General features: G+C 49.9%; 26 protein-coding genes. 15 read left to right on the plus strand and 11 right to left on the minus strand.

Annotated features, from left to right (window positions below):
- The first annotated feature begins 3 nt into the window (after positions 1–3).
- Both coaBC and dut read left to right on the plus strand, forming a co-directional pair.
- The gene (gene coaBC / locus ACLPHM_RS05360) at positions 4–1,200 is read left to right on the plus strand and encodes a bifunctional phosphopantothenoylcysteine decarboxylase/phosphopantothenate--cysteine ligase CoaBC (RefSeq protein WP_430220228.1); all 1,197 of its coding nucleotides are present in this window, start codon (positions 4–6) and stop codon (positions 1,198–1,200) included.
- 9 nt (positions 1,201–1,209) lie between these two features.
- On the plus strand, positions 1,210–1,659 hold the full coding sequence (dut, locus tag ACLPHM_RS05365) for a dUTP diphosphatase (RefSeq protein ID WP_430220229.1): 450 nt from the start codon (positions 1,210–1,212) through the stop codon (positions 1,657–1,659).
- Here the strand turns inward: dut and ACLPHM_RS05370 are convergent, their stop codons facing one another.
- From ACLPHM_RS05370 to clpS, 5 genes are all read right to left on the minus strand, one after another.
- On the minus strand, positions 1,660–2,280 hold the full coding sequence (locus ACLPHM_RS05370) for a PqiC family protein (RefSeq protein WP_430220230.1): 621 nt from the start codon (positions 2,278–2,280) through the stop codon (positions 1,660–1,662).
- Positions 2,280–3,950 (minus strand): PqiB family protein, encoded by a 1,671-nt coding sequence (locus ACLPHM_RS05375; protein ID WP_430220231.1) that lies wholly within the window; start codon positions 3,948–3,950, stop codon positions 2,280–2,282. Before ACLPHM_RS05375 ends, ACLPHM_RS05370 begins: the two co-directional genes overlap by 1 nt.
- Positions 3,951–3,952: 2 nt before the next feature.
- Positions 3,953–5,218 (minus strand): paraquat-inducible protein A, encoded by a 1,266-nt coding sequence (locus ACLPHM_RS05380; protein ID WP_430220232.1) that lies wholly within the window; start codon positions 5,216–5,218, stop codon positions 3,953–3,955.
- Positions 5,219–5,230: 12 nt separating this feature from the next.
- The gene (gene clpA, locus ACLPHM_RS05385) at positions 5,231–7,534 is read right to left on the minus strand and encodes an ATP-dependent Clp protease ATP-binding subunit ClpA (protein ID WP_430220233.1); all 2,304 of its coding nucleotides are present in this window, start codon (positions 7,532–7,534) and stop codon (positions 5,231–5,233) included.
- Positions 7,535–7,654: 120 nt separating this feature from the next.
- Positions 7,655–7,978, minus strand: coding sequence for an ATP-dependent Clp protease adapter ClpS (clpS, locus tag ACLPHM_RS05390; RefSeq protein WP_135862345.1), 324 nt, complete (start codon positions 7,976–7,978; stop codon positions 7,655–7,657).
- A gap of 157 nt (positions 7,979–8,135) precedes the next feature.
- Between clpS and ACLPHM_RS05395 the strand changes: the two genes are divergently transcribed.
- Together ACLPHM_RS05395 and ACLPHM_RS05400 are read left to right on the plus strand one after the other, a co-directional pair.
- Positions 8,136–8,378: a cold-shock protein gene (locus tag ACLPHM_RS05395; protein WP_430220234.1), complete on the plus strand. Its 243-nt coding sequence runs from the start codon at positions 8,136–8,138 to the stop codon at positions 8,376–8,378.
- Positions 8,379–8,408: 30 nt separating this feature from the next.
- Positions 8,409–8,873, plus strand: a complete 465-nt coding sequence (locus ACLPHM_RS05400) for a DUF192 domain-containing protein (RefSeq protein ID WP_430220235.1) — start codon at positions 8,409–8,411, stop codon at positions 8,871–8,873.
- A gap of 109 nt (positions 8,874–8,982) precedes the next feature.
- Here ACLPHM_RS05400 and sodB read toward each other — a convergent pair whose 3' ends face one another.
- Complete coding sequence (gene sodB, locus ACLPHM_RS05405; protein WP_135865501.1) at positions 8,983–9,564, minus strand: superoxide dismutase [Fe]; 582 nt, start codon at positions 9,562–9,564, stop codon at positions 8,983–8,985.
- Positions 9,565–9,623: 59 nt separating this feature from the next.
- A complete protein-coding gene (xseA, locus tag ACLPHM_RS05410; protein ID WP_430220236.1) occupies positions 9,624–10,946 on the minus strand; it encodes an exodeoxyribonuclease VII large subunit in 1,323 nt (440 codons plus the stop codon).
- 401 nt (positions 10,947–11,347) lie between these two features.
- On the opposite strand from xseA, the gene ACLPHM_RS05415 reads away from it, so the two are divergent.
- The 9 genes from ACLPHM_RS05415 to rpsT all read left to right on the plus strand — a co-directional run bounded on the left by ACLPHM_RS05415 (position 11,348) and on the right by rpsT (position 17,857).
- Entirely contained in the window at positions 11,348–11,953 is a 606-nt protein-coding gene (locus tag ACLPHM_RS05415; RefSeq protein WP_430220237.1) for a MotA/TolQ/ExbB proton channel family protein, read from the plus strand.
- Positions 11,950–12,357 carry an ExbD/TolR family protein gene (locus ACLPHM_RS05420; RefSeq protein WP_430220238.1) on the plus strand — a complete coding sequence of 136 codons (408 nt, stop codon included), beginning with the start codon at positions 11,950–11,952 and terminating at the stop codon, positions 12,355–12,357. The genes ACLPHM_RS05415 and ACLPHM_RS05420 overlap by 4 nt, the downstream gene beginning before the upstream one ends.
- A complete protein-coding gene (gene lpxK / locus ACLPHM_RS05425; RefSeq protein ID WP_430220239.1) occupies positions 12,354–13,397 on the plus strand; it encodes a tetraacyldisaccharide 4'-kinase in 1,044 nt (347 codons plus the stop codon). Before ACLPHM_RS05420 ends, lpxK begins: the two co-directional genes overlap by 4 nt.
- A 70-nt stretch (positions 13,398–13,467) precedes the next feature.
- Positions 13,468–13,650, plus strand: coding sequence for a Trm112 family protein (locus ACLPHM_RS05430; protein WP_430220240.1), 183 nt, complete (start codon positions 13,468–13,470; stop codon positions 13,648–13,650).
- On the plus strand, positions 13,647–14,411 hold the full coding sequence (gene kdsB / locus ACLPHM_RS05435; RefSeq protein WP_430220241.1) for a 3-deoxy-manno-octulosonate cytidylyltransferase: 765 nt from the start codon (positions 13,647–13,649) through the stop codon (positions 14,409–14,411). The genes ACLPHM_RS05430 and kdsB overlap by 4 nt, the downstream gene beginning before the upstream one ends.
- 87 nt (positions 14,412–14,498) lie before the next feature.
- A complete protein-coding gene (adk, locus tag ACLPHM_RS05440) occupies positions 14,499–15,155 on the plus strand; it encodes an adenylate kinase (protein ID WP_430220242.1) in 657 nt (218 codons plus the stop codon).
- Positions 15,156–15,226: 71 nt separating this feature from the next.
- The gene (locus ACLPHM_RS05445) at positions 15,227–15,985 is read left to right on the plus strand and encodes a 3-hydroxyacyl-CoA dehydrogenase (RefSeq protein WP_430220243.1); all 759 of its coding nucleotides are present in this window, start codon (positions 15,227–15,229) and stop codon (positions 15,983–15,985) included.
- Positions 15,985–17,538: a murein biosynthesis integral membrane protein MurJ gene (gene murJ / locus ACLPHM_RS05450; RefSeq protein WP_430220244.1), complete on the plus strand. Its 1,554-nt coding sequence runs from the start codon at positions 15,985–15,987 to the stop codon at positions 17,536–17,538. The genes ACLPHM_RS05445 and murJ overlap by 1 nt, the downstream gene beginning before the upstream one ends.
- Positions 17,539–17,590: 52 nt before the next feature.
- Positions 17,591–17,857, plus strand: a complete 267-nt coding sequence (gene rpsT / locus ACLPHM_RS05455; protein ID WP_166407616.1) for a 30S ribosomal protein S20 — start codon at positions 17,591–17,593, stop codon at positions 17,855–17,857.
- A 169-nt stretch (positions 17,858–18,026) separates the two neighbouring features.
- Here the strand turns inward: rpsT and ACLPHM_RS05460 are convergent, their stop codons facing one another.
- Positions 18,027–18,317 (minus strand): DUF3579 domain-containing protein, encoded by a 291-nt coding sequence (locus ACLPHM_RS05460; RefSeq protein WP_430220245.1) that lies wholly within the window; start codon positions 18,315–18,317, stop codon positions 18,027–18,029.
- 196 nt (positions 18,318–18,513) lie between these two features.
- On the opposite strand from ACLPHM_RS05460, the gene argF reads away from it, so the two are divergent.
- Positions 18,514–19,455 carry an ornithine carbamoyltransferase gene (gene argF, locus ACLPHM_RS05465; RefSeq protein ID WP_430220246.1) on the plus strand — a complete coding sequence of 314 codons (942 nt, stop codon included), beginning with the start codon at positions 18,514–18,516 and terminating at the stop codon, positions 19,453–19,455.
- 96 nt (positions 19,456–19,551) lie between these two features.
- On the opposite strand, the gene argG is transcribed toward argF, so the two are convergent.
- On the minus strand, positions 19,552–20,883 hold the full coding sequence (gene argG / locus ACLPHM_RS05470) for an argininosuccinate synthase (protein WP_430220247.1): 1,332 nt from the start codon (positions 20,881–20,883) through the stop codon (positions 19,552–19,554).
- 150 nt (positions 20,884–21,033) lie between these two features.
- Between argG and ACLPHM_RS05475 the strand changes: the two genes are divergently transcribed.
- A complete protein-coding gene (locus ACLPHM_RS05475) occupies positions 21,034–21,531 on the plus strand; it encodes a hypothetical protein (RefSeq protein WP_430220248.1) in 498 nt (165 codons plus the stop codon).
- A 4-nt stretch (positions 21,532–21,535) separates the two neighbouring features.
- On the opposite strand, the gene ACLPHM_RS05480 is transcribed toward ACLPHM_RS05475, so the two are convergent.
- A complete protein-coding gene (locus ACLPHM_RS05480; RefSeq protein ID WP_430220249.1) occupies positions 21,536–22,702 on the minus strand; it encodes an NAD(P)H-dependent flavin oxidoreductase in 1,167 nt (388 codons plus the stop codon).
- Positions 22,703–22,726: 24 nt separating this feature from the next.
- Positions 22,727–24,157 (minus strand): oxygen-independent coproporphyrinogen III oxidase, encoded by a 1,431-nt coding sequence (gene hemN / locus ACLPHM_RS05485; RefSeq protein WP_430220250.1) that lies wholly within the window; start codon positions 24,155–24,157, stop codon positions 22,727–22,729.
- Between the last annotated feature and the right edge of the window lie 200 nt (positions 24,158–24,357).

The following is a 24,357-nucleotide window of genomic DNA, read 5'->3' on the forward strand; positions in this document are numbered from 1 at the left end:
ACCATGCGCGAGCTAACCCAGAAAAACCTGGTTTTTGGCCTCACTGGAGGCGTTGCCTGCTACAAAATTGCCGAACTGGTACGCCGCACCAAAGACCTAGGCGCAAGCGTTGATGTAGTCATGACCGCTGCTGCCGAGCAGTTCATTACCCCCGTCACCATGCAAGCCTTGTCCGGGCGCCCAGTTTTTAGCAATATTTGGGACTCCCGCCCCAATGACAACATGGCGCACATACAGCTTAGCCGTCAGGCTGATGCTATTTTAATTGCGCCTGCCAGCACTGACTTTATCGCTAAGTTGGCGCATGGTTTTGCTGACGACTTACTGAGCACGCTTTGTGTTGCTAGGGGCAATTGCCCGTTACTGGTTGCCCCCGCCATGAACCGCGAAATGTGGGCTCACCCTGCTACGCAGCGCAATATTCAGCAGCTACGCGAAGACGGTGTCATCATTTTAGGCCCTGGACATGGCGATCAAGCCTGCGGGGAGTTTGGTGATGGCCGTATGCTAGAACCTGATCAACTGCTTAGCGAAATTCGTGCTTTCTTTCAGCCCAAGCTGCTCAAAGGCAAAAAAGTACTGATTACAGCAGGCCCCACCAGCGAAGCCATTGATCCGGTACGTGTGATCACCAACCGCTCGTCTGGAAAAATGGGCTACGCCCTTGCCCAAGCTGCTAGAGAAGCTGGTGCAGACGTAGAACTGATCTCAGGCCCTGTCAATCTGGCAGCCCCCTATGCGGTTCAACGTATCAGTGTAGAAAGCGCGCGCGACATGCACACAGCCGTCATGCAGCGCGCTTCCCACAGCGATGTATTCATTGCCGTGGCGGCTGTTGCGGATTGGTATGTCAGCAATGCCAGCGATCAGAAACTGAAGAAGAACCAAACCCAAGATAGTCCGCAATTAGCGTTCGCCCCCAACCCTGACATTCTGGCCGAGGTGGCGGCCCTTGCTGACCGGCCTTTCTGCGTAGGCTTTGCTGCCGAAACCGAGCAGCTACTTAGCTTTGCCGAAGCTAAACGTCGTCGCAAAAACATCCCTTTGCTCGTTGGCAACTTAGCGCAACGAGCCATGCATGCTGACGACACCGAACTGGTTATTTTTGATGAACAAGGTCATGACGCGTGGCCTGCTACGGATAAGCTTACCGCTGCCCGCAAGCTGATACAGCGCATCGCCCTTCACCTGGAACACTAATTCTTAACTATGCAAACAGTTAATATCAAAATTCTTGACGAGCGCCTGCGCGCTGAGCTGCCCACCTATGCCACACCAGGCTCTGCAGGCCTAGATCTACGCGCTTGTCTAGATCAACCCCTAGAGCTGGCCCCAGGCGCTTGCGAGTTGATTCCTACCGGCATGGCAATGCACCTTGCCAACCCCAACTACGCCGCCATGATATTGCCGCGCTCTGGCTTGGGCCACAAACATGGTGTAGTGCTGGGTAATTTGGTGGGTTTGATTGATTCAGACTACCAAGGACCATTAATGGTTTCAGTATGGAACCGTGGCCAAACCACATTCACCATCAACCCTATGGAGCGTATTGCTCAAATGGTGGTAGTACCTGTGGTTCAGCTGGATCTGAATATTGTTGAAGACTTTGAAGACAGTTCACGCGGCGCTGGCGGTTTTGGCAGCACGGGCCGCGCCTAATTAGTTCATACACTGCAGGCTTTGGATATTCCCTCCGGCCTGCGGCGCACTCCCCTGCAGCATCTGCTGCATCATCACTTGGCTAAATTGCTGCACCAACTCTTGGTGAGCGTAAGCTAACCCTTCTACACCAGGCCCTGCAGGCTGCTGCAAACTAATGCGGCATAGGCTTGTCGTACCCTGAAAATGTACTGGGCTTAACCGCCACGAATACTCTTGGCGCACAGACTCCCCATATTTGGACTCAAAGCGCTGCACATCCACATCAATGCGCCAATAAGGGATTGTGTCCTCTTGGCGGCTTAGCTCTGCACTAGGCACCCCTAAGCTTTGCGTTAGATTCACGCGCAGCGCCTGCTGCAGCTCTTCACTCAGCGCCGCCGCCCATTGGTAGTCATTGAGCAATTGCACCTCTTGCCCGTCCCCTAAATCCAGCACAATCTGCTTTCGATCGAGCTGAGCAGGCACTTTTACCGTTTGTACAAACACTGCTTTATTGGCCATCGTCTGTGGTGCAGCCGTTTGCTCCACCTGCACCAAACTAAAGAAACGCGGTGTTGGTACAGAAGAGCAAGCTGCCAAGAGCAAGCACGATGCCATTAAGCCAAGTTTTGTTTTCATTAGCGGGACTCCGGTAACTTATCTGCTGCTCTGCCGCGCCATAACGATGAAGGCTGACTTTGCAGCTCCTCTACCAATCCATTCACGGATCGCAGGGTACGATTCATTTCTAACATCAGTTGCTCTACCCCTCCTGTTACAGGAGAGTTCTCGGACAGCAATGTATTGGCACGCTCTAGCGCTTGCTGTGCGGCTCGTAACGTATCAGCAGCCACAGGCACCAAACCATTTTCCAAGCGCTTAGTGAGGCCAGTTAACTGACGCAAACTTGCATTCAAGGACTTCACAGTCTCATCCAGCGGCAAGGCCTCGATCTTGTTCACAATAGATAGTATCTGCTGCTGCAACCTATCAAAGTCACCTTTGATCACAGGGATTTCCAATGGCGTGCTGTGCTCGTTGAACTCTACGGTGTCTACGCCAGGGAAGAAATCCAACGCAATAAACTGTTGTCCTGTCAGCAGATTTGCCGTCTGCATTTGAGCGCGCAAACCATTTTTTACTAATGTAGAAATAAAGTCGCGCACAGGCTCATCATCACCAGCCAGGTTCTTTTTAATATGCTCATAAACAGAACCCAAACGCATTGGATAAATATCTCCACGTACCACGGTGTAAAAACGGCGTCTGTCAGCATCCAGATCCATTTCAATGCTGGTGACGCGACCTAGCTCCATGCCTTGGAAATCAATGGATGCACCAACTTTCAAGCCACGTACACTTTGATAGAAATGGAACTCTAATTCAAACGGCTCACCATCTGGCCTTGCCTGTGCTTGTGCCTCACCTGAGAACAAGACAAACTCGTCACCCGACTGAGCTCTAGGTGCGTTTTCTTCATCGCCCATACTAAAAGCCACGCCCCCAGAAAGCATGGAGATCAACGATGCCGTATTGACTGCAAAGCCATCCGCATTAAACGACATATTGATGCCGCTAACGTTCCAGAACCTTGATGCTTGCGTCACAAACCTATCATTAGGTGCATTGATGAACACCTGAATGTTCACCCCTCTGCCTTGATCATCTAGGCTGTAGCCTAGCACTTGCCCCACGTTGATTTCGCGGAAATAGACGGGCGAACCGATCTCGAGCGAGCCCAACTCTGGCGCTAATAAGCTAAACCGCGCACCTGGGCTACTGCTACTAATTTCAGGTGGAACTTCCACCCCCACAAAAGAAGTGACAGGATCTGCTTTGGTATCTAATTTAGAAGGCGCATCTACACTAATAAAAGCGCCTGACAGGATTGTTCCTAAGCCTGAAACACCACTAATACCTAGACGTGGTCGCACCACCCAGAACTTGGACTCTGCTTGGGTAATATAGTCTGCGCCTTCTTTATGTAGCTGTATGTGTACCAGCACCTGTTTACGATCAGGGGCCACGCTCACACCCGTCACATTACCTATCACCACATCTTTGTAGCGCAACTCAGTTTGGCCAGCCTGAATGCCTTCTGCCGCAATAAAGCTTACGGTAATAACTGGGCCAGTATTCATCCAGTGGCGTACCAATACGGAGGCACCCACCACCAACGCCACAATAGGCACTAGCCATATCCAAGAGAATCGTCTTTTCTCACGCTGAACGCGCGTAGGCTCACGCACCGGCCTTGCTGTAGGCGTCTCCTGCTGCGCAGCAGCGGTGTCATGGTCATCTGTTTGCATAGTTACTCTACCTTCAGATCGCTATTTTCCCGTACAGCCTGCATAGATCGCTGCTGCGCCGTACGAGCATCCCAGCCTACTCTAGGGTCAAAACTTAATGCTGATAGCATGGTCAACACCACTACCAAGCCAAAACTCAAGGCAGCAGAACCAGGGATAATCTGTGACAGTCCGGGGAAATTACCCATCGCCCCCAACAACAGGACCACAAACACATCCAACATAGACCACTGACCAATAAACTCTACCAACTCATAAATACGAGTGCGTTGACGCTGTACTACACGCCCTTTCCAACGGTGCGCACCACATAGCAACACCACTAACGCCACAAACTTCGTAAAAGGCACCACGATACTGGCGGTGAAAACGATCAATGCCAGATCAGCAGAGTCACTTTCCCAAAGTTCAATCACACCGCCTAAAATTGTGTGTGACGAAGACCCCAGAGGCGTAGTGAGTACCATAATGGGCAGAATATTTGCCGGTACATACAACAGCATCGCCGTCAGCAAAAACGCCCACGCCCGATTTTGCATATCAGGCTTACGTTTATGCAACGTTGCATTGCAGCGCAAACATGGCGCCCCTTCATCTGGCGTTTGCACTAAACCACACGCACTGCAACCAATGAAATCCCCAGAATTCACTGGTGCACTCGCCATTACCATGCCTTTTTCAGCTGCCATATCCCACAGCTTTTGCACGTTTAATCGCGAGGCCGAAGTATACACCAGCATCAGCGCTGCATACGCCCACAAGCCGTAAGCAGGTGCTACCTGCGCTAATCCCGCAAACTTCACTAGCGCCACAATCATGGCCAAAAACACTACGGGTACTAATGACCAATGCTGCAATACACCCAAGACCCTCAAGCCCAGCGAGAAATCCAAAGGTAAGCGCCCACTACGTATCACCAACAGCGCCCACAGTCGGTACAGCAGCATTAATAAGGGGAATACCACACCCAGCAAGCCCCCCATAACAGCAAGAGAGTAATGTCCTTGCTGCCAACTTAGGGCTATAGCTTCGGGGAAATTGGGGCTGATACGATGCCCCTGTAAAGTGATATGCACTACCGGCGCCAAATTAGCCGATAGAAATAAGATGATCGCGCCTAGCACCAACGCCAGCCAACCTGACACAGTCAGAGACGAGGCTTTATCCAGCACAGAAGCGCATTGCCCGCACACTGCGGACTCACCTGCTTGCAAGTCCACGTCTGTGTGCAGCGCATCGCATTGTGGGCATGCATGCAGGTGATTCATGCTCATTAAAGATTAGTCAATTAACTCGGCTTCGGTATCAGAGGGCTGGGCCTGTTCTGATCTAGGCTTTTCTGTGTCGCCAAACTTCAGCACCACATTGCCGGTATCATCCAGATCCACTTCAACCTGCCCACCATCACTCAAGCGACCAAACAGTAGCTCATCTGCCAAGGCTCTGCGTATGGTGTCTTGAATCAGGCGTTGCATAGGTCTAGCACCCATTGCTGGATCAAAACCATTAGCAGCCAGATGTTCACGCAATGCGTCACTAAAGACCACATCCACGCGACGCTCGTTTAACTGATGCTCAAGCTGCAGCAAGAATTTATCCACGACTTTTAGGATAACGTCACGAGACAGCGGCTTGAAGTTAACAATCGCATCCAGCCTATTACGGAACTCTGGCGTAAACAAACGCTTGATATCCGCCATTTCGTCACCGGCTGACTGGCTCTTCGTAAACCCTATACTGGATTTACTGAGCATTTCTGCGCCAGCGTTGGTCGTCATCACCAAAATCACATTACGGAAGTCAGCCTTGCGGCCATTGTTATCCGTTAATGTGCCGTGATCCATGACCTGCAGCAAAATATTGAAGATATCAGGATGAGCTTTCTCGATCTCATCCAGCAGCAATACACAATGCGGCTGTTTGGTTACGGCTTCGGTTAGCAAACCACCCTGTTCAAAACCCACATAGCCCGGTGGAGCGCCTATCAGGCGTGATACCGCGTGACGCTCCATGTATTCGGACATATCAAAGCGCAGCAGCTCTATACCCAACACAAAGGCCAGTTGACGAGCCACCTCGGTCTTGCCCACCCCTGTAGGGCCAGAGAACAAAAACGAACCAATAGGTTTGTCTGGTCGTCCCAAACCCGAACGTGACATTTTGATGGCACTGGACAAGGCTTCAATCGCCGCACTTTGCCCAAAGACCATGGATTTCAAATCACGCTCAAGTGTAGCCAGCTTGTGTTTGTCATCCGTAGACACATTTTGAGGCGGTATACGCGCAATTTGTGCCACAGTTGCCTGTATGTCCTGCTTGCCTATGGTTTTTTTCTGACGCGACTTTGGTAGCAGTCGTTGTGCTGCCCCGGCCTCATCAATCACGTCAATAGCCTTATCGGGTAAGAATCTATCGGTGATATGCCGCGCCGACAATTCCGCCGCTGCCGCAATAGCTGCATTGGTGTAACGAACACCGTGGTGCGCTTCGAAGTGACCTTTTAAGCCACGCAAAATTTGCACAGTTTCTGAAACCGTTGGCTCTACCACATCGATTTTCTGAAAGCGTCGCGATAGTGCGTGATCTTTTTCAAAAATCCCACGGTATTCAGTATAGGTTGTAGCCCCCATACATTTAAGCTTGCCTGACGACAAGGCAGGTTTTAACAAGTTGGAAGCATCTAATGTGCCGCCGGATGCCGAACCCGCACCAATTAAAGTATGAATTTCATCAATGAACAAAATACCTTGTTTTTGTTCACTCAAATCTTTTAGCACCGCTTTTAAACGCTGTTCAAAATCGCCACGATATTTAGTACCCGCTAACAGGGCACCCATATCCAACGAATACACAATCGCCTCTTCAAGCAAATCAGGCACTGAGCCCTGCACGATGCGTAATGCTAAGCCTTCGGCTATGGCGGTTTTACCTACACCGGCCTCGCCCACCAGCAATGGGTTGTTCTTACGGCGGCGACACAACACCTGAATGACGCGCTCTACTTCTTTCTCGCGCCCAATAAGTGGATCTATGCGCCCCAAACCTGCCTCGGCATTGAGGTTGGTCGTGTACAAATCCAAAGGGGATTTTTGCGCGTCTGACGTGCTGCGCTGCGCACCCGCATCAGTAGGACCGCCCGTTTTATTGGCGGCTTGTGCTGTAGGCTCAGTTGCGGCACCCGACTTCGCAATACCATGCGACAAGTAGTTCACCACATCTAAGCGGCTAATACCTTGCTGCTGCAAGTAATACACGGCGTGGGAGTCTTTCTCGCCATACATCGCCACCAGTACATTCGCACCAGTGACTTCCGTCTTGGTTTGACCGCTGGACGAGACGTGCATGATGGCACGTTGGATGACTCGCTGAAAGCCTAGTGTAGGCTGCGTATCCACATCGCCTTCGCCTGGGTGTATAGGCGTATTTTCGGCAATAAATTTTTTCAGATTTTGCCGTAATGTCTCTAGGTTGGCGGCACATGCACGCAGAACTTCAACTGCTGCGGCATTATCCAATAATGCCAATAACAGGTGTTCTACCGTGATGAATTCATGGCGTGCCGCACGGGCCTCGACAAAAGCCATATGTAAACTAACTTCAAGTTCTTCGGAGATCACGCTTCCTCCTGCACGGCAAAAATTAACACTGCATCAGACCTTATTCTATGACCAAACCAGCCTAAAGATAAACATCCATGATGTGCATCAAAGATCCGACACTGGTTCCATAATACATTGAAGTGGATGCTCATGTGCAACCGCTAGCTGTCTAACCATCTCCACGCGAGTGGCAGCAATATCTCGCGTATAGACCCCACAGATGCCACGCCCCTCATGGTGAACTTTCAGCATGATGCTTTCAGCTTCTGAATTGGTTTTATGGAAAACTCTGCGCAACACAGCCACAACAAAATCCATGGGCGTGTAATCATCATTCAACAATACAACCTGATACTTGTGAGGTGGTGCTAAATCAGTATGTTCTCTTTCTAGCACCGTTTCTTTCTGATTTTCTAAATGCGTAACCATAAAGCTAGGTAATTTCCATAATTGATTATTTATTAATTTTTAATCTACTATGCAACTATTCCAAGATTTGAATTAATATATCAATTTCTTGATTAGGTTCTCTGCCCGAATTATCGGGTATGTAGTATGTAATTTACTTGTTTGAGAGGCATTAGCAATGTCTGATTTAACCACATCAACTCCTTCTGAAGCACCCAAACTATCTGGTACCGTAAAATGGTTCAACGATGCTAAGGGCTTCGGTTTTATTACCCCCGATAACGGCGGTGAAGACCTTTTTGCACACTTTTCATCGATCCAGATGAATGGCTTCAAAACCTTGAAAGAAGGTCAGAAGGTCCTTTTTGACATTGCGCAAGGCCCCAAAGGGCAGCAAGCGCTGAACATCACAGCAGCATAATGCTTCATAAACAATAATACATTTACTATTATGCAACATGACTACTCAGGGCGAAATCGCCCTGTTTTTTATTTCCTATTTCTTGTTATTTGTTTATTACTAACTTACTCAGGCATATCTTTTGCCAAACAAACAAATACAACTCAAGAAATTACAATTAATAACAAAACTATTAATGTAGAAATAGCGGATACACCTGAATCCAGCGCACTAGGATTAATGTATAGAGAAAGCCTAGATCCGGACAGCGGAATGCTATTTGTTTTTGACCAGGCGTCTTACCATTGCTTTTGGATGAAAAACACATTAATCCCACTCAGCATTGCTTTCATTTCCTCTGAAGGCATTATTACTGATATTCTGGATATGGCTCCGCTAGACTTAACGTCACGCTGCCCTACACAGCCTGCACTGTACGGGCTTGAAATGAATCAAGGCTGGTTCGCACAGCAGCAGATCAACGTGGGCGATAGCGTCACAGGTATAGCTCGCTAACACAGTCTGTCGCACAACTATTGTATAACCTGCTAGCCGCACTCAAACAAAAAGGCCCTGATCACACTACGATCAGGGCCTTTCTTGTTGGGCAAATGCTATGAAAGCATTACGCAGCCAAGTTTTTTGCTGCGAAATCCCAGTTCACCAAGTTCCAGAAGTTTTCCAGGTACTTAGGACGAGCATTGCGGTAATCGATGTAGTAAGCGTGTTCCCATACGTCACAGGTCAGCAGCGCTACATCTGTAGTGGTCAAGGTAGTACCAGCGTTGCTAGTGTTTACGATATCCAGGCTACCGTCAGCTTTTTTCACCAACCATGTCCAGCCAGAACCGAAGTTACCAGCAGCAGATTTGGAGAATGCATCTTTGAACGCCTCTACGCTACCCCATTTTGCATTGATAGCATCAGCCAATGCGCCAGTAGGAGCACCGCCACCGTTGGGGGACAGGCTGTTCCAGTAGAAAGTGTGGTTCCATACCTGAGCTGCGTTGTTAAATACGCCACCGGAGGATTTTTTCACCACTTCTTCCAAAGAAGCGTTCTCAAACTCAGTGCCAGCAACCAGGTTGTTCAGGTTAGTCACGTATGTTTGGTGGTGCTTGCCATAGTGATACTCCAGCGTTTCTTTGGAGATGTGTGGCTCCAGAGCGGACATATCGTATGGAAGAGATGGAAGAGTAAAAGCCATGATCTATTCCCTATTGATGTTATATAGAAACAAGGGTGAGTATTCACCCGATTAGAAGCTCAAAACAGAACTCGAGTTTGTTTCACCTCGGCCTGTAAACTGCCTTGAGCCAGCTGAATATCAAGCTGTTCTTTATTGCTCAAGTCTAGCGCATTTTTTACAATTTGCCCTGCTTCATTGCGAACGATAGCATAGCCGCGCTCTAAAACATGCATTGGGCTTAATGCTTGCAGGGTTTGTTGTAAGGCCGTGACTCGCTGCTGATGACGCTTTAACTCAGCAGGTACATGCTGTACCAAACGACTCTCTAAGGTCGTTAATAAACGCTGTTGCCACTCTACTTTTGGCGTAGCTTGTTGCAGCTGGTTCACCAACTTAGTCACCCGCCACCGATCAGCCTCTAGCTGCGTTTGCACGCGCTGTTTTAACCTGTGCTGCAATGCCTCTAAACGCTGCTGCTGCTGACGCAGTTTTTGTTCTGGCGAAACTAAACCGGCCCGCGTGCGATCCAATCGCAACCACGCCCGTTCTATTATGCGCCCCTGCCTATGCTGCAAAGCATTAAGTAGACCTTGCAATTGCTGCATACACTGTACGTGGCTATGCCCCGCAAGTTCAGCCGCCGCCGTAGGCGTAGGCGCGCGTAGGTCAGCCACAAAATCAGCAATGGTGAAATCTGTTTCGTGCCCCACCCCACTAATAACAGGTAGAGGAGCAGCCGCGATCAATCTGGCTAAGGCCTCATCATTAAAGCACCACAAATCTTCTAGGCTACCGCCACCCCGCACCAACAACAGCGTATCCACTTCGTTACGCTGTATGGCCGTTTCCAAGGCGTTACATAAACTCGCTGCCGCCGCCTCACCTTGTACCAACGCCGGATAAATAATCACTTCAACGTGTGGCAAACGGCGCTCTACCGCTGTGAGCACGTCGCGCAACGCAGCGGCCCCCAACGACGTAATGACACCCAACCTGCGCGGCATAGTAGGAATAGGTTTTTTACGTTCAGGATCAAATAACCCTTCATCCTGCAACTTCTGTTTACGCTGCAGAAATGCTTCGTGCAAATTCCCCACACCTGCTCTACGCATGGTCTCCACTTGCAGTTGGAAATCCCCACGTGGCTCATAGAGACTCGCTGCCGCTAAAAGCTCTACTTTTTCGCCCACTACTGGCGTAAAAGACACCATAGAGGCCCGACCTCTGAACATCACCGCTTTGATAGCTGCCTGATCATCTTTAATGGTGAAGTACCAGTGGCCAGAAGCAGCACGCGTGAAATTAGAGATCTCCCCTTTCACCCATACGCGCGAGAAATACTCGCCCAGCACGTTGCTCACCTGACGAGCCAATGCGCCTACCGTAATCACGGATTCCATACCATATCCTTTTCTTTAGAGCTTGACAGATGCATTTTTTTCCACATTTAGCTGCTATCGCATTATTTGCTTATATTGCATCCATATGACTCATCATTTGCAGAACCCGCCGCAATTATCACGAATAACTTATTGATATAAAACAAAAAAAGCAAACTTCAAAAAAATGGGACTTTTTTGACCACTGAACTTCCAAGCCTTACTAGAGCGGCCTTTAGCCACTCTTATGCACATAATTATCCACAGATTTTGTGGATAGACACGCTAAGCCACTGAACTCTCATCACTTCTTCACAAACCACAGCAACCCACACCAAAACTCCCCCACCCCTATAGCCTCCCATTATAATAAAAAGTGTTTTGAGCTTCACCGCCCACCACCGCTATGCAGGGAAACTAACGTGTCTTCTATTCTGGCTGCTGCTGGCTGGCCTATTTGGCTGCTGATCGCCACCTCTATCATCGGTCTAGCACTGATCTTCGAACGTAGCCTAGCTTTACGTCGTCGTTACTACCTGTCTGAGCGCTCTATACAGCGTGCGTTTGATTTGGCAGCTCAACCCATCGTGGCACAACATCAACTCAGTGAGCTTCAACAAGATAGCGGCTTTGGCATGTTAAGTGCGCAAATCCTGAGTCTGCAAAATCAACCAGCACACATCCGACAAGAAGCCGCTGAACAAGTAGGCCGAGATTTAGCTTTTAGGCTTCACCGTTACTTAGGTGCTTTAGCAACTGTTGCCGTAATCGCCCCCTTGCTTGGGTTGTTTGGTACGGTCATTGGCATGATTGAGCTCTTTGGTGCTTATCAACCTCAGGGGAGCGACCCATCGCAGCTTGCTCACGGCATTTCTATTGCGTTATACAACACAGGTTTTGGTATTTTGATTGCTATTGTGGCATTGATTGCGCATCGCTTTTTTAGCGCTCGCGCAGATTTTATTTTGCACCGCCTCGAATATGAAGCCAGCCACCTTAACCGCCTGATTGAGTCGCGACAATCATGAACTTCAAGCGCCGTTTTACCCCCTCAGCCTCTCCTATAGACATCAATCTCATCCCCTTGATTGATGTGCTGCTGGTGGTGCTGATTTTCTTAACGGCCACCACGACCTTCACACAAATACAAAAACTAGACCTAAGCTTGCCGCAAGTTAGCACTGCCACTGAACTCGAAAGCAGCAACATCTTAGCCATTAGCCAAGACGGTCTCTACGCCTTAAACGGCCTAAGTATTGACGGGCATACCGCCCAAGCCTTGGAATTAGCACTGCACGACCTGCCTATACATCAACCCTTGTTGATTTACGCAGACAGCGCCACGCCACATGCTGCGGTAGTACGCGTTCTGGAAGCGGCTCAGCGCTTACAACTAGGCAAAGTGAGCTTTGCCACACAGCCATCGCCATGAGCCTTCATAACTTCCTCGTTAAACGTATACATAAAGCGTGGCAACACAAAGGGCTACTTAGCGCCCTGCTACTACCGTTGTCGTGCATTACTAAACGCTTCGTAGAACGTAAACGACGCTATTACCAAGAGCATCCCGAAGAAATCTATACCAGCCACACCCCTGTGATTGTTGTAGGCAATTTAATCGTAGGTGGCGCAGGCAAAACCCCTGTGACCTTGGCTTTAATTGACGCTCTACGAAACCATGGCTACCACCCAGGTGTCATCAGCAGAGGCTACGGCGTACGCATAGAGAAAGACGCCCACACTTCCGCTCACAGCATTGAGGCTACTTACTTAGGTGACGAACCCTCGTTAATTGCACGGGAAACAGGCGCCCCCGTAGCTGCACACCCCAAACGCGCTCAAGCACTACAAGCCCTAAACAGGCAGTTCCCAGACGTCAATGTTGTGATCGCCGATGATGGCCTACAACATTTACAGTTAGGGCGACAGGCTCAAATTATCGTGCAAGATGAACGCGGCCTAGGGAATGGTCGCCTACTGCCAGCAGGCCCTCTACGTGACCTCCCCTCTCAACTGCAACATGCCGATCTCATTGTGACACAACAAACCGGCACTGACGTCAGCACATCGCCTGAGTACATACAGGGTGTACCGCACGTCACTATGCAGTTGTGGCCTAGCGCATTTCGTCATTTAGAAACCGGCCAATGTATTACCCCGGATGAAGCGCTCGCCTTATTTGACGGTAAGACAGTAAGTGCCGTAGCGGCTATAGGACAACCACAGCGATTTTTTGCCATGCTGCGAAAATTTGGGGTTAACCCTCGGTCCCCATTGTCTTTACCAGACCACTACGACTATAGTTACAGCCCTTTTGGGAAAATTGACGCAGATTTCATACTAATCACCCCAAAAGATGCCGTAAAATGTAAAAAGTTTGCTGATAAACGCATCTGGATCACCGAAGTTTCTGCACTTTTTTCCAGAGCTGACTGGTACGCCCCCCTGTTAGAAATGCTGCAACGGCATTAATATGCTCATTGCCAGCATTACTGCTGGGTTACTGTTTGATTACTTGTTTTGCTGTATAGCCGGAGCCCATATGGAACGCCGCCTCTTCGATATTCTGGTCTGCCCGCAATGTAAGGCCCAATTGCGGTTTCAACCTGAGGATCAGGAATTGATCTGCGATGCCGATCAATTGGCTTTTCCTGTACGTGACGGCATCCCCGTCATGCTGATCAACGAAGCACGCTCTCTGGATACCCAGACTGATAACGCATGAGCTTTATCGCCGTTATCCCCGCTAGACTAGCTTCTACGCGACTTCCCAACAAAGCACTGCTAGATATAGGCGGCAAAGCTATGGTGGTACGCACCGCCGAGCAAGCGCTTAAATCTGGCGCTAGCCGTGTTATTGTCGCCACCGACGCTGAAGAAATTGCACAGGTCACGCGTTCTGCGGGACTTGAAACCGTACTCACCAGCCCAGACCACCCCACCGGCACCGATCGCCTGTCAGAGGTTGTGCGCACACTGAACGTAGCGCCTGAGCAAATTGTGGTGAATGTACAGGGCGACGAGCCGCTTATTAATCCGTCCTTGATTGATCAGGTTGCACAAACCTTGGCACAAAACACCAGTGCCAGCATCGCCACGCTAGGCGTGCCAATCACCGAGGCTGACACCTTATTCAACGCCAACACCGTCAAAATCGTGGTGGATCACACTGATCACGCCTTGTATTTTTCACGCGCACCCATTCCTTGGGCTCGTGAGGCATTAGCCGATGGCGTACAACGTTTAGCTCCTGGGCTACCCGCCCTGCAGCACATAGGTCTTTACGCATACCGCACCAGTTTTCTACAAGTATTTCCCACCCTGCCCCGCGGCAGTCTGGAGCAAATCGAATTACTGGAGCAATTGCGTGCACTTGAGCATGGCTATCGCATTGTTGTTAGTCGCTCCGCTCACCCCCCAGCTCCCGGCATCGATACCGCCGAGGATCTGGCAAAAGTACGGGATATCGTGAGGAACAGCCTATAGGCCTTCCGTTAGCGCATATTATTTAGTTTATTGCTGCAGTTATGCAGCTACCCACAATCAAAAAATCACTTTCCTCAGGAGGAACGTATGCGACTGATACTGCTCGGTCCACCCGGTGCCGGGAAAGGCACCCAGGCCACTTTCATCACTCAGGAATTCTCTATTCCTCAGATTTCCACGGGCGACATGCTTCGTGCAGCCGTTAAAGCCCAGACGCCATTAGGTCTAGAAGCTAAAGCGGTGATGGATGCCGGCAAACTAGTATCGGACGACATCATTATTGGTCTAGTACAAGACCGTCTCACTCAGAATGACTGTGCCAGCGGTTACCTGTTTGACGGCTTCCCACGTACGATCCCCCAAGCTGATGCGTTGAAAAATGCCGGAGTATCATTGGACTACGTCATTGAAATTGATGTACCAAGCGAAGATATTATTGAGCGCATCAGTGGACGTCGCGTACACCCCGCAAGCGGACGCTCTTACCACGTGCGATTCAATCCTCCGAAAACTGAAGGTGTGGACGACATTACCGGCGAAGCACTGATTCAACGCGACGACGATTGCGAAGAAACAGTACGTCACCGTTTGGATGTATACGCCAATCAAACACGTCCCTTGGTTGATTATTACTCTAGCTGGGCCAACTCAGGTGACGACAAAGCGCCTAAATACCGTAAAATCTCCGGAGTAGGCACAGTAGAGGAAATCAAGGCACGTATTCTGGCAGCGCTAAACAGCTAAACCAGAGAACGTTACATTCATAAATCCGGCACTGGCAAAGCCGGATTTTTTTGTAATTAACGGAGACTTTCATGCAGGTAGAAAATCATACTTTTGTTGTAACGGGCGGTGCATCGGGTCTGGGAGCAGGCACGGTCAAAAAGCTTTGCGCGCAAGGCGCCCGAGTAGTGATTGCAGACGTACAAGATGAGGCTGGCGAAGCACTAGCCAAAGAACTAAATCAACACTTTGTGCATTGTGATGTCACCAGCCCTGAGGATGCACAACGCGTAATTGATAAAGCGGTAGAGTTGGGCAACTTTTACGGTTTGGTCAACTGCGCGGGTATCGCTCCAGCATCGCGCACAGTAGGACGCGAAGGCGCACACGATTTGGCTCTGTTCCAAAAAGTGATTGGCATTAACCTGATCGGTACATTCAACATGAACCGTCTGGCCGCTCAAGCCATGAGCAACAATGAGCCACTATCAACGAAAGAGCGCGGTGTGCTGATCAACACAGCCTCTGTAGCTGCTTACGAAGGCCAAATCGGCCAAGCTGCTTACGCAGCCTCTAAAGGCGGTGTAGTGGGCATGACATTACCTATTGCACGCGACTTGGCAAAACTGGGCATTCGCTGCGTCACCATTGCTCCTGGTATTTTTGGCACACCGATGATGTTTGGCTTCCCACAAGAAGTGCAAGACTCCTTGGCTGCTAGCGTACCTTTCCCATCCAGATTAGGTACACCAGAAGACTACGCAAAACTGGCGCTCAGCATTATTGATAACGACATGATCAACGGCGAAACCATTCGCTTGGATGGCGCTATCCGCATGGCACCGCGCTAATGGGTTTACTTAAGTCAGCAGCAACGGTCAGCAGCTTTACGCTGCTGTCCCGCATTACCGGCCTCGCACGCGACATTCTTATCGCTCGCTCATTCGGGGCCGGGCCACTCACCGACGCTTTCTGGGTGGCTTTCCGTATTCCCAACCTGTTACGTAGGCTCTTTGCCGAAGGCGCGTTCTCGCAAGCGTTTGTTCCTATTTTAGGTAACGCTCGCAAAAACAGCAGCCACGACGAAGTTCGTACGTTACTGGATCAAGTTGCACTGTTACTTACTGCTATTTTGATGCTGGTCAGCCTAATAGGGATTCTGGCCGCACCATGGGTAGTCAGTCTGATGGCCAGCGGCTTGCGTGCCGCCGAGCGCCAACCTGAGTTTAATGCCGCCATCTGGATGACGCGCATGATGTTCCCTTACATCTTGTGCATGTCGTTGGTTGCTTTTGCTTCAGGTGTACTCAACACCTGGAGCCGCTTTGCCGTACCCGCTTTTACGCCCATATTGCTGAACCTCAGCATGATTGGTGCCAGCTTACTGTTAGCCCCCTACTTCGCCACACCCATTTATGCGCTAGCAGTAGGGGTGATGATAGGCGGTGTGCTGCAATTACTGGTGCAATGGCTTGCCCTACACCGTTTAGGCCTATTACCCCGTTTCAGCCTAAATATCGGTGCAGCCTGGCAGAACAGCACTGTGCAGCACATTATGAAGCAGATGATCCCTGCAATTGTGGGGGTTTCAGTTGCACAAATATCACTACTCATCAACACGAACATTGCCACGTGGCTAACCCCCGGTAGCGTGACATGGCTGTCTTTTGCTGACCGCTTAATGGAGTTCCCCACCGCATTGCTCGGTGTGGCATTAGGTACTGTCTTACTGCCAAAACTTTCTGCTGCCTACGCTGGTGACTCCACACAACAGTACCAACAGTTGCTGGATTGGGGCTTGAAGCTCATTATCTTGTTTGGCCTACCCTGTGCCCTAGCCTTGGCGTTAATTGCCGACGCCCTAGTCGCCAGCCTGTTCCACTACGGTGAGTTTAACAGTTACGACGTAGCCCAAACCCGCACTGCCGTAGCGGCGTATTCCGTTGGTTTATTGGGCCTGCTTGCCGTTAAAATCCTGGCACCCGCATTCTATGCGCGCCAAGACATACGTACACCGGTTAGAATAGCCATAGTGGTACTGATACTGACGCAATTACTGAACCTAGTCTTGGTGCCTTTATTTGCTCATGCAGGCCTTGCCCTTTCTATTGGTATAGGCGCAAGCATCAATGCGCTGGTGCTACTGACCTTGCTTTACAAACGCGGACTATACAAACCCGGCCCAGGCTGGGGACTGTTTATAGTACGCGTACTTCCCGCGTTGGCATTATTAGGCTTTGTGTTGTGGGCAGGCTCCCACTACATAAGCTGGACTGAACTAAATGCCCAACCCGCAATACGCTTGCTGTATCTGTTAGGGTTGATGCTGGCATGCGCCGTTAGCTATTTTGTACCCCTGCTACTGTGCGGATTCCGGCTCAGGCACTTTACAAGGCCCAATTAAGGCTTTAGAATATTAGTCTTTGCCAATTAAACTTACTAATCAATTTATATATATGGCTAATTCCGCACAAGCTCGCAAACGTGCCCGCCAAGCAGTGGCACGTAACAAACACAACTCCAGCATCCGCTCCATGCTGCGCACATCTATCAAACGTGTGCGTCAAGCTGTAGAAGCTGGCGATCAGACAGCTGCTAACGAAGTGCTGCGCAAAGCATCCAGCGTGATCGATCGCGTTGCTGACAAAAACATCATTCACAAAAACAAGGCCGCTCGTCATAAAAGCCGCCTGGCTGCTGCCGTTAAGGCAATGGCTGCCTAATGATTGAAAGTTGGGTTTAATTGGCAGCGACCTGGTCGTAAAAAAGGGTGCTTAAGCACCCTTTTTTTATTGCCAAATTCTTTATAAACCCAACTTCTTTCTTTCCGTACTGTATAAAACTCTAGCGCCACTTTCTACTAAAAATAAAGGGCCACTTATTTCAGTCGGATTAATCCGTTGGCATGCCGGATGTTTTCAAATTATTGTCTTGCGCAAAGCCCACTACAAATTTCCACGCTAGCGGCTCTAGCTCTCTAAGACGCGCATCCACCACCACACAACGCACCCCATCGATTAAACGAGGCACCACGTAAGGGGAATAGGTTAAGTGTCCGCCAGCGGCACCCGCTGGTCTGAACTGTGACATCACACCGGCCAAACGCTCTGCCCAATCGCTGGGTCTAAAACGCTGACCTTCATTCGTTGTTCCGTGAATAGTAAGCTGGAGTTGCCCTGTCATGCTAATTCAAAATGCCCAATAGCCTTTAGCTTCATCATAAAAAATTTTCGTCATCGGCATTGTATCGCATTGCATGCAACACTACACCTTTATGCACACAATTTCATAAGCCATGGTTTTATACCTGTCACACACAGCAAATTTTGCTCAATAGTCGCTGACAGGGTAATATGTTTTCTTTTGCCTAGGGTTTTTTATGAGTACCACGGTTCAAGCAGCGCCGATACGGCATTTCCTACAGTTTAGTGATCTGAACAAAGAAGAAATCCTTTATCTTCTGCACCGAGCTCGCGTCATCAAAGACCACTTCAAAAACTACCAGCCCCATCACACACTGCATGACCGCACTCTGGCCATGGTGTTTGAGAAAGCCAGTACACGCACTCGTGTTTCTTTCGAAGCCGGCATGTACCAGCTAGGCGGCGAAGTCATCAACCTGACCGCCAACGACTCGCAATTAGGCCGCTCTGAGCCCATTGAAGACACCGCACGCGTGATTTCACGCATGGTCGATATCGTGATGATCCGTACCTTCGAACAAAGCCGCCTAGAGCGTTTTGCCGAGTTCTCCCGCGTACCCGTGATCAACGGCTTGACCAACGAATTCCACCCCTGCCAGATTCTGGCCGACATCTTCACCTACATCGAACACCGTGGCAGCATTCAAGGCAAGACCGTGGCATGGGTAGGCGATGGCAACAACATGGCTTACACCTGGCTGCAGGCCGCTGAGTTGCTAGGCTTCAAACTGCATATTTCAGCCCCACAAGGCTACACCCTAGACCAAAACCTTATCGGCACACCTGACCCCGCTGTATTCCAAGAGTTTGCCGACCCCATGGAAGCCTGCAAAGGCGCAGACCTCGTCACCACTGACGTGTGGACTAGCATGGGCTTTGAGGCTGAAAACGAAGAGCGCCGCAAAGCGTTTGCCGACTGGTGCGTAGACAGTGAAATGATGGCTGAAGCCAATGCAGACGCCCTGTTCATGCACTGTTTGCCTGCCCACCGTGGCGAAGAGGTTAGCGCTGACGTGATCGATGGTGCCCAAAGCGTAGTATGGGATGAGGCTGAAAACCGCATGCACGTACAAAAAGCGCTGATGGAGTTCTTGTTGCTAGGCCAACTCGACGACTAAGCGCCAATTCAGTACACAAAAAAGCCACCCAATGGGTGGCTTTTTTGTTGCGTAAGCTATTTAGAAGAGCAACCACAGGCTACCCTTCTATCAGACTTAATCTTTCAACTTAGGCATTTCAGCGCCAGAGCTGGAAGTCAGCAAGCCTGCATCAGCGTACGTGAACAGTTTGCCGCGTGTATCGACAATGTCCATATTACGCATCGTCAGCTGACCAATACGATCACGTGGAGAGAAGGTACCATCACCCTCTTTTTCCATCGTCAAACGCTCTGGTTTGTAAGTCAGATTAGGCGACTCTGTATTCAAAATAGAGTAGTCATTACCACGACGCAGTTCCAGTGTCACTTCGCCTGTTACAGCCTTAGCAATCCAGCGCTGTGCGGATTCACGCAGCATGATTGCCTGAGGATCAAACCAACGGCCTTGGTACAGCAAACGACCCAAGCGCAAGCCGTTAATACGGTATTGCTCGATAGTATCTTCATTATGAATACCAGACACCAAGCGCTCGTAGGCAATGTGCAGCAATGCCATACCTGGAGCTTCGTAAATACCGCGGCTTTTTGCTTCGATAATACGATTCTCGATCTGATCGCTCATACCCAAGCCATGACGTCCACCGATGCGGTTAGCTTCCAACATCAGCTCAACAGGGTTAGCAAACTCTTTGCCGTTCAGTGCTACAGGTTGGCCTTCTTCAAAGCGCACTGTGACTTCTTCAGCTTTCACTTCAACGTCATCACGCCAGAATGCAACGCCCATAATAGGTTTCACAATCTTGATGCCGCTGTTCAGGAACTCTAAGTCTTTGGCTTCGTGTGTAGCGCCCAGCATGTTGGAGTCGGTGGAGTAAGCTTTTTCAGCAGACATTTTGTAGTCAAAGCCATGCTCTTGCATGTACTGAGACATTTCAGATCTACCACCCAGCTCGTCGATGAACTGTTGATCCAACCAAGGTTTGTAAATACGCAATTGTGGGTTGGTCAGCAAACCATAACGGTAGAAACGCTCAATGTCGTTACCTTTATAAGTACTGCCGTCACCCCAGATATTGACGTCGTCTTCTTTCATTGCCGCTACCAACATGGTGCCTGTCACAGCGCGACCAATAGGAGTAGTGTTGAAGTAAGTAACGCCAGCAGTGGAAACGTGGAACGCACCACTTTGTAATGCCGCAATCCCTTCGGCAACCAATTGCATACGACAATCCACCAAGCGAGCATCCTTGGCGCCGTAACTCATGGCAGCACGTGGAATAGCATCGTAGTCCGACTCATCAGGCTGACCCAGATTCGCGGTGTAAGCATAAGGGATCGCGCCTTTGTTGCGCATCCACAATAAAGCCGCGCTGGTGTCCAGACCACCAGAGAAGGCAATACCTACTTTTTGACCTACTGGAAGATTTTCAATAATAGTCGTTGTCATATGAAAGGACCGGTACGCTAAATAAACAATCTTCCATTATATCCCCCTAGCACACATACGGGGGCTTCTGCTTGCCGGAAGATGCGAAAACAGGCGATACACGGCATAATGTGCACTTGTCACAACTTTCACTGTTATTTTGATCACCCAATGAGCACCCTGTCGGCCTCCTGTACCCTGCAATCTTTTACTCTGCCACAATTGCGTGCAGCCACCCAAGCGGGCGGCGTCACCAATGTCATTGTGAAAGGGCAAGGTGACGCATTCTTTATCCAGATCCAAATGCGCTCTGCCCAGACTGCTATTCTGATCACCAGCAAAAGCCGCCAGCCGCGACAATTCCGCAATCCTGTGCAGGCATTTGCTGTATTACGTGAAATCGGTATTATGACGGGGCAATTTGATGTCGCGCATTACTCCCCAGAGCAAAAGCAGACACCGTCGCGCGTGCTGCGCAAAGTAACGGAAGCCCCTAAGCCTGTATCCCAGCCTTGGGAAAGCTTTTTACAAAAAATGGCCAGCAGCCCTCAGGCCACGTTTGATGGCCCTAATTTCAAACTGGACTCCACCCAAGCCCAACAACTCTACGAGCGCGGAAGCCCCATAGAGGCTACTACTGCCCCACACGAGACAGTAATAGCCAAATAGCGACTTAGGCGTGCGCTGGTACGTCTACGCGCACCGCTTGCAACAAATACTCCATCAGGTCACGCACGGAACGAATTTGATCGCCAAATGGCAGCTTTTCCGAGCTACGGAAGAACAGACCACGATCCACATCGCCTTCTAGTGCGTAGGCCAAACGTCTATCAATGCAAAACTGGCCACTGCGTGCAACCCCGTCACGCAGACCACAATGCGCCAAACAATCAAAGCCCTCGGAGCATGCACGCTCTTGCGCAACCGCTTGCAGCTTGGACTCTTTATGTAAATAAGAGTCTAGCCACGGTGTACGCACAGCGCGTGCCGGCAAACCTGCCACACTCATAAACGTCACGATATCTTCAGGTTTAGCTTGCGCCAACACCTGCTTGAAACGAAGGTCAGCATCACCCTCTTGCGTTACTGCAAACGCTGTACCCAACTGAATCGCATCAGCGCCTTGGCCCAACAAGGTTTTAACCTGATCTGGATTGTTAATACCACCGGCCACGATCAGCGAGATATTTTCTTTCTCTAAATCCAGTTTTTTGAACACCTCACGCGTTTCTTCCAACACGCGCGGGAAGGCGTACATGGGATCATTCATCTGCTCGATATCCGCCAAGCCCAAATGGCCTGCCGCAAACTTCGGGTTCTCGATCACAATAGCGTCTGGTAGGCGATTTTTGCGCATCCACTTACGCAGCACCAACTGAATACCGCGAGCATCGGACAAGATAGGGATCAACGCCACATTAGGGTGGTCAGCGGTAAGCTCTGGTAAATCCAGCGGTAAACCTGCCCCCACCACCACGGCATCAGCGCCGCTTTCGCACGCTTGTTTCACATACGCCGCGTACTGCGACACAGCACGCATGATATTGACTGCCACGGCACCACACTCTTTGGCCAGTGCCTTGGCTTTACGAATCTCTCTGTCCAGAGCCTCTAAGTTCACCCTATCAATCAGGCTACTGTCTTTGCTCTTGTGTGTACGTTCCATCAAATCGGGATGATGGCGGCGCAAATCCACGCTAGAGATAGTCCCCATACCTCCTAGCGCAGCCACGCTACCAGCCAAACGGTGTGCCGACACACCTACCCCCATCCCGCCCTGAACCACAGGCAATAATGCCTTACCCTTTAACCGTAACCGCTCAACAATGGTTTCTAACACAGGGAGTCCTTTAACTTTTAACAATCAAATAAGCCGCGAGTAAGTCGCGGTAGTACGTTTATGCAGGTGGGCATCAAACACCATACTGATACCTCGCACAAACAAACGCCCCGTGTCAGTCACACGCAGCATACGCTCATCTACCGTGATCAGCCCAGCCTCTTCAAACTGGCTCAAACGCTGTAACTCATCACCAAAATACACATCAAAATCTATGCCGTGACGCTGCGAAACTAGCGCTTTGTCTACAGGCATACTGCACATCAACTGCATAATCACTTCAGCGCGCAATTCGTCATCAGCCGTCATCTGAATGCCGCGACTGACTGGCAAACGATTTTCGTCCAAACAGGCGTAGTACGCTTTTAAGGATCTATCGTTTTGCACATGCGTACCCTGCACCTTTCCTATAGCCGATACGCCAAAAGCCACTAAATCGCTGTCTGCACGCGTGGTATAACCCTGAAAATTTCGATGCAAACTCTGGTCTACACGCGCACGACTCAACTCGTCATCCGGTAAAGCGAAGTGATCCAAACCTATATAGTCATAGCCTGCATCCAACAAGCGCTGCGTGGCCATCAGGAAGATTTGCAAGCGTGTTTCCGCATCCGGCAAATCTTGCTCATTAATCAACCGCTGCGCTTTAAAACGTTGCGGCAAGTGTGCGTAGTTGTACAAGGCAATACGATCAGGACGCAGTGCAATCAACTGATCTAAGGTTGCGCTAAAACTCTGCACGCTTTGTTTAGGTAGGCCGTAAATCAAATCTGTATTAATGGACTGAAAGCCCACTGCCCTACTGGTTTCTATCGCTTTAGCCACCATGTCATAGGGCTGAATGCGGTGTATAGCTTCTTGCACCGCCACATCAAAATCCTGCACCCCAAAACTGGTGCGGTTAAAACCTAAACTCGCCAAATGCGCCAGCATCTGATCATCAATCGTGCGGGGATCAATCTCTACGCTGATTTCAGCGTCATCGGTAAAGTCGAAATGCTTCCTGACCTCTTGCATCAACAACGACATTTGGTCGTTGGACAAAAAGGTAGGTGAGCCGCCACCTAGGTGCAACTGACCCGTTTTACGGTCGTCACCCAAATGAGGGACCACCATCGCCATCTCTTTAAACAAGTACTGCAAATACTCTGCTGAACGTGATTTATCTTGCGTGATGATTTTGTTGCACGCACAGAAATAGCACAGCGATGTACAGAAGGGCAGATGAAAATACAGTGATAACGGCATTTGCTGCTTGCTGTTCGCACGCGCCGCTAGTGCGTCGAGATAATCTTGTTGCGCGAACTCTTCCAAGAATCGGTCGGCTGTAGGGTACGAGGTGTAGCGTGGGCCTGAGCTATTAAAACGTCGGATCAACGCCTCTGGAACTTGAAATGAAGCAGTTGCCTCGTTGATGGCACGCTGTTGTTGGGGTTGTGCCAATGCAATATCCATGAAACTCTCCAGAAACCTACAAAATACTTTGCAACCATCAACTATTCTGACGGCAATAGGACAATTCCTCATTGACCTTTATCAAGCACGTTCAGGGCAATTTCATTTTTTTTAGCAGATTATGTGTGGAAATTACCAGTAATATCGTATTATTAGAACATCGCCCTTTCCTCTGTTTTAAACATCTCGTCTTCCCCGGA

Origin of the sequence: Paenalcaligenes sp. Me131 (assembly GCF_050487225.1) — a bacterium.
Classification (GTDB): Bacteria; Pseudomonadota; Gammaproteobacteria; order Burkholderiales; family Burkholderiaceae_B; genus Paenalcaligenes.